Genomic DNA, 6,195 nt, shown 5'->3' with positions numbered 1-6,195 from the left:
GCCTCGAGGCGGGCGAGGGCCTCCTCGATGGCCCGGTCCAGCTGCGGGTCCTCGTCGGCCGCCCAGTGCTGCGGGGCCTTGACCACCTCGATGTCCGGGTCGACGCCGTGGTTCTCCACGCCCCACCCGTGCTGCGCGAACCAGAAGGCGTAGCGCGGCTGCGTCACCGTCGTCCCGTCCACCAGCTGGTAGCGCCCGTCGATGCCGACGACGCCGCCCCACGAGCGGGTGCCGATCACCGGGCCGAGCCCGGTGCTCTGCACCGCCGCCGCGATGATGTCCCCGTCCGAGCCGGCGAACTCGTTGGTGACCACCACCACCGGCCCCCGCGGCGCGTGCTGCGGATAGCTCTCCGTGCCCGAGCCGCGGCTGACGTCCCAGCCGATCACCGTGCCGGAGATCTTCTGCAGCACCAGCTGCGAGGTGTGCCCGCCGCCGTTCTCCCGGATGTCGACGACCAGCCCGTCCCGGGCGGTCTGCGTCCGCAGGTCGCGGTGGAGCTGCGCCCAGCCGACCGCCTGCATGTCCGGGACGTGCAGATAGCCGAGCTTGCCGCCCGACTTCTCCAGCACGTACGCGCGCCGCTCGTTGACGCGGTCCTGGTAGCGCAGCGGCGTCTCGTCGCCCAGCGGCACCACGGCCACCGTGCGCCGCTCGCCGCCGCCCGCCGGGTCGACGGTCAGCTCGACGGGCTTGCCGGCCGTGCCGACCAGCAGCGGGCCGGGCCCGGCGACCGGGTCCACCGCGCGGCCGTCCACCGCCACCACCACGTCCCCGGCGCGCATCGCCACGCCCGGCGCGGTGAGGGGCGAGCGCGCCAGCGGGTCGGAAGGCTCGCCGGGGATCACCCGGGCGATCGTCCAACGCCCGTCCTCCACCCGCCAGTCGGCGCCCAGCAGGCCCTGCCGGACGCGGTGCGGCTTTCCGGCCCCCGGCGGGATGACGTAGGCGTGCGAGGTGCCCAGCTCGCCGACGGTCTCCCAGAGCACGTCGACCAGGTCGGCCGTCGAGCCCACCCGCTCGACCAGCGGACGGTAGCGGCGCAGCACCGCGTCCCAGTCGACGCCGCCCAGGTCGGCGCGCCAGAAGTGGTCGCGCATCAGGCGGCCGTTCTCGTCGAACTCCTGGCGCCACTCGGCGCCCGGGTCGACGGTGACGCGGATCCGGCCCAGGTCGACCGCGATGTCGTCGGAGGCCGACGGGTGGTCGTCCGGCTCCACCTTGTGCGCGGTGGGACGGACCAGCAGCCGCTTGCCGTCCTGGATCGCGACCCGGGTGCCGTCGCCGGAGACGTGGTAGCCGTCGAGGCCGTCCACCAGCTCCTCGGTGCGCGGCGCCGCCAGGTCGAAGCGCTCCAGGACGGGGCGCGGCCGGTCGGCGTCCGGGCCGGCCAGGTCGGTGCCGAGCCGGCCGGTGATCGGCTCGCGCAGCCACAGGACGGCGCCCTTGGCGGCGCGCAGCCGGTCGTACTGGCCGGCCGGCACCGGGAAGGGGACGGCCCGCTGGTCGAGGCCCTCGGCGTCGACGCGGGTGATCGGCGGGGTGTCGTCCTTCTTGCCGTCGTTCTTCCCGCCCTCGCGGTCGGCGTCCTTGCCGTGCTCGTCGTCCTCGTCCTCGAAGGGCCGTCCGCCCAGGCGGGGCGCGAAGGGCGACGGGGTGTCGGCGGCGAGCGCCAGCAGCTGCGGGCGGCAGCCGCCGGGGAAGGACAGGTCGAAGGCGTGCGAGTCGTAGACCGGGTCGAAGTCCCGGTAGGAGAGGAACGCCAGGTACTTGCCGTCGGCGGTGAAGGCCGGCGAGAAGTCGTGGAAGCGCAGCGGGGTGGCGTCCAGCACGGTGCCCTCGCGCAGGTCGGCGAGGCGGATCTGCCGGATCCGGTCGAGGCCGGGCTGCGACCAGGCGAGCCAGCGCGAGTCGGGGGAGAAGGCGAGGCCGTCGACGTCGCCCCACTCGCTCGCGGCGAGCTCGCGTGAGGAGCCGGTGGCGGTGTCGATCACCAGCAGCCGGCCGTCGTGGGCGGCGGCGGCGAGCCGGGTGCCGTCGGGGGAGGCGGCGAGCTCCAGGACGCGGCCGAGCCGGCCGGAGGCGAGGCGCTGCGGCTTCTCCGAACCCCCGTCGACGGCGGTGCCGTTGACGGGCGCGATCTCCAGGGCGTCCTCGCCCTCGGCGTCGGTGACCCAGGCGGCCCGGCCGGTGTCGCCGAGGACGACGGGCAGCCTGCCGCGGACGCCGGGGGCGTCGGCGAGGGCGCGGACCGGGCCGTCCCGGTGGGTGAGCCAGTGGACGGTGCCGCGGACCTCGACGGCGCTGGCCCGGCCGGTGCGGTCGACCGTCAGGTCGCCCAGCCACTCGGCGGCGTCGATGCGCTGCGGGGCGCGGGCGGTGCGCGGGCCGCCGAGGCGGACGTCCAGCTTGCGCGGCGTGCCGTCCAGCGAGTCCAGGAGGTGGAGGTCGCCGGCGGACTGCCAGACGACGCGGGTGCCGTCGGTGGCGGCGTTGCGGGCGTACCAGTCGCCGGAGGTGTGCCGGGTGAGGTCGGTGCCGTCCGGGAGCGAGGAGTAGAGGTGGCCGACGCCCTCGTGGTCGGCGAGGAAGGCGATCCGGCCGTTCTCCAGCCACATCGGCGACTCGATGTTGGCGTCGAGGTCCTCGTGGACGCGGACGAACTCGCCGTCGCCGGTGCGGTCGATCCACAGCTTGCCGGCGGTGCCGCCGCGGTACCGCTTCCACTGGGCGGCGTCGCGGCTCATGGCCGCGGAGACCAGCAGGGTGCCGGGGCCGGCCGGGTTCGGCGCGACGCCGCCGACGGGGCCGTAGGGCAGGCGCTCGGCGGGGCCGCCGTCGATCGGGACGGCGTACGCCCAGGAGCGGCGGCGGGAGCCCTGGTCGACGGTGGAGACGGCGAGCACGCGGTCGTCCGAGAGCCAGCCGAGGACGCGGGTGTTGGGCTCGCCCCAGTAGGTCAGGCGGCGGGCGGTGCCGCCGTCCACGGGGGCGACGTGCACCTCGGCGGCGCCCTCGCGGCGGGAGGTCCAGGCGACGCGGGTGGCGTCGGGGCTGAGCCGCGGGTTGTCGACGGGTTCGTGATCGGCCGTCAGCCGGTAGGCGCGGCCTCCGTCGAGGGGGGCGAGCCAGACGTCGTCCTCGGCGGCGAAGACGAGGAGGCTGTCGCGTATATGAGGAAAGCGCAGGTAAGCGTCGGTCACGCTTGGCACGCTAACCGCTCGCGCGCTCGGGCGGAACAGCATTTCCGATCCCCCTCCGCGCCGGCACCCCACCTGGGTGGGGTGCCGGCGCGGACGGGAAGCCCGTCAGGGGCGAGCCCGCCGGGCGAGGGCCGTCCAGACCGCGGCGGCCAGCAGGAGGACCGCTGCCGCGTCGACCGCGAGGCCCGCGGGGACGCCGTGGACGACGCCCGCCGTGCCGCCCGCCGCGGCGGCGACCGCGGAGAGGACCGGCGTCCCCACCGTCATCCCCATCTGCTGGGTGAGCGTCACCAGCGAGGCCCCCAGCCCCTGCTGCTCCGGCGTCAGCCCGGACGTCGCCACCACCCCGTAGGACGGGATCGCCCACAGATGCCCGACGCACGCCAGCGACGTCCCCACCAGCACCAGGACCAGCACCCCGGCCCGGCCCCCGGCCGCCTCCGCCGCGCCCAGCGCGATCAGCGGCGCCGTCGCCACGCCCTGCACCAGCAGCCCGGCGACCAGCACCTTTCGCGGCCCGTACCGGCCGACCAGCCGCGGCGCCAGCGCGCCGGAGACCGCCGCGGCCGCCCCCGGCACCCCGAAGACCAGCCCGGTCACCAGCGGCGAGATGTGCTGCGCGTCCTGGAGGAAGAGCGTCAGCAGGAAGAAGACCGACGACATCAGCGAGAACGCGGTGAACCCGCCCAGGTTGCCGAAGAGCACCGACCGCCGCCGCAGCAGCTTCAGATCGACCATCGGCTCCGCCGAGCGCGACTCCACCAGCCCGAAGACGGCCAGCAGCACGACGCCGGCCGCCAGCGAACCCCACGCCTGGGGCCGCCCGAAGCCGCCGTCCGCGCCCGCCGTCAGCCCGTAGATCAGCGCCAGCACCGCGCCGGTGACGGCCAGCGCCCCGGGGACGTCCAGCCGCGAGTGGTGCGGATTGCGGCTCTCGGTGAGCAGCCGCGGCGCCACCGCCGTCACCACCACGCCCATCACCACGATCAGCGCCATGGTGGAGCGCCAGCTCAGCGCCTCGGTGAGCACTCCGCCCAGCACCATGCCGGTGGTGAAGCCGGTGGCCATGATGGTGCCGCTGACGCCCAGCGCCCGCTCCCGCAGCGGCCCCTCGGGGAAGGCCGCGGTGAGCAGCGCCATCCCGGACGGCACCACGCCGGCCGCGGCGAGGCCCTGCAGCACCCGCGCCGCGAGGAAGACCTCGGGGCTCCAGGCGGCCGCGGCGAGCACCGAGGCGAGGGTGAGGGCGGCCATCCCGACCAGGAACACCTTCCGCCGCCCGACCAGGTCCGCGATCCGCCCGCCGAGCAGCAGGAAGCCGCCCGAGGCGAGCGCGAAGGCGGTGATGCCCCACTGCAGCGCGCCGGCCGAGAAGCCCAGGTCGCGGCCGAGCGAGGGGAGCGCCACGTTGAGGATGGAGAAGTCCAGGGCGATGGCGAACTGGGCCGCGCACAGCACCGCGAGCACCAGCTTGGCCCGCAGGCCCAACCGGGCTTCGACGCCCGGCGGTCGGATCGCCGATGCGGGGGCGTCCACCGCATCCGAGGTCGTGGTCTGTGTCGTCATGCCCATGAGCTTCCGGCGGAACCGCGGCCCGTGGGGAGAGGGTGCTTATCCTGGTGGTCGCACCACCAGACAGCACCACCGCACAGCACCACCAGAAGGCACTGCCGGGCAGCAGCCAGGGGATCCGAGGAGGGGCATGGCCACCGTCTCGCGCCGCCGCGCCGATCTGCGGGAGTTCCTCAGGAGCCGCAGAGCGCGGGTGAGCCCCGCCGACGTCGGGCTCCCCGACGGCGGCGCCCGCCGCCGCACCCCGGGCCTGCGCCGCGAGGAGGTCGCCGTCCTCGCCGGGGTGGGCACCTCCTGGTACCAGTGGCTGGAGCAGGGCCGCGACATCACCGTCTCCCCGCAGGTGCTGGACGCGGTGGCGCGGGTGCTGCGGCTCAGCCCCGCCGAGCGCCGCCACCTCTACGTGCTGGCCGGCCTCAACCCGCCGCTGCCGGACGCCGACGAGGGCCGCCCGCCCGGCGACGGGGTCTGCGAGGTGCTGGACCGCATCCTCGAGGCGTGGATGCCCAACCCGGCCAACATCGTGGACCGCTACTGGGAGCAGATCGCCATGAACCCGGTGGCGCGGCAGATCTTCCCGGCCACCGGCCCCACCTCCAACTGCCTGGTCAGCTTCTTCACCAGCCCGGTCTACCGGGAGCGCTACCCGCGCTGGAAGGAGATCGGCGCCGCCTCGGTGGCCCAGTTCCGCGGCGACGCGGCCCGCTTCCCCGACGACACCGGCTTCTGCGAGCTGGCCGACCGGCTGGGCGCGCAGTGCCCGGAGTTCGCCGAGCTGTGGGCCCGTCAGGACGTGGCCGAGGGCGGCACCACCCGCAAGGAGGTCAGCCACCCCGAGGTGGGCCTGCTGGAGCTGGAGTCGACCCGGATGCGGGTGCCCGAGCGGCCGGACCTGACGATCGTGCTGCACCTGCCCGTCCCCGGCTCCGGCACCGAGGCCAAGCTGCGGCATCTCGCCGCGGCGCGCCCCCCGCTGCACGCCGTCGCGGGCTGACGCGGCGTCGGACGTCGGTAGCATCGGCCCCAAGCACTTTCGTCCCGAGGAGTTCCCGATGGCCGGCGAGCCGCAGCCCGACTGCCTCTTCTGCAAGATCGTCGCGGGAGAGATCCCGTCCACCCAGGTGCGCGAGACGGAGACCACGCTCGCCTTCCGCGACATCAGCCCGCAGGCGCCGGTGCACGTCCTGGTCGTCCCCAAGGCCCACTATCCCGACGCCGCCGCGCTCGCCGAGGCGGACGCCGAGCTGACCGCGCAGCTGCTGCGCGAGGCCGCGGCCGTCGCCGCCGACGAGGGCATCGCCGACAAGGGCTACCGGCTGGTCTTCAACACCGGCGAGGGCGTCGGCCAGACCGTGTTCCATGTCCACTGCCACGTCCTCGGCGGCGAGGGCATCGCCATGCGCCTCGGCTGAGGGCCGCC

4 protein-coding genes are annotated in these 6,195 nt (G+C 75.4%); 2 read left to right on the top strand and 2 right to left on the bottom strand.

The window, feature by feature from the left end; genetic code table 11:
* Together BIV57_RS10195 and BIV57_RS10190 are read right to left on the bottom strand one after the other, a co-directional pair.
* On the bottom strand, positions 1 to 3,245 hold a 3,245-nt coding region (locus BIV57_RS10195; RefSeq protein ID WP_079170203.1), incomplete at its 3' end, for a S41 family peptidase.
* Positions 3,246 to 3,308: 63 nt separating this feature from the next.
* Positions 3,309 to 4,769 (bottom strand): MFS transporter, encoded by a 1,461-nt coding sequence (locus BIV57_RS10190; RefSeq protein WP_071656393.1) that lies wholly within the window; start codon positions 4,767 to 4,769, stop codon positions 3,309 to 3,311.
* Between the two features lie 136 nt (positions 4,770 to 4,905).
* Between BIV57_RS10190 and BIV57_RS10185 the strand changes: the two genes are divergently transcribed.
* Positions 4,906 to 5,769, top strand: a complete 864-nt coding sequence (locus BIV57_RS10185) for a helix-turn-helix transcriptional regulator (RefSeq protein ID WP_071656385.1) — start codon at positions 4,906 to 4,908, stop codon at positions 5,767 to 5,769.
* A gap of 58 nt (positions 5,770 to 5,827) precedes the next feature.
* Positions 5,828 to 6,187, top strand: coding sequence for a histidine triad nucleotide-binding protein (locus BIV57_RS10180; protein WP_071656384.1), 360 nt, complete (start codon positions 5,828 to 5,830; stop codon positions 6,185 to 6,187).
* Positions 6,188 to 6,195: the final 8 nt, after the last annotated feature.

The organism is Mangrovactinospora gilvigrisea, assembly GCF_001879105.1.
Lineage (GTDB): Bacteria > Actinomycetota > Actinomycetes > Streptomycetales > Streptomycetaceae > Mangrovactinospora > Mangrovactinospora gilvigrisea.
The sequence above is the reverse complement of the archived record's forward strand: the minus strand, read 5'-3'. Positions and strand labels throughout refer to the sequence as shown.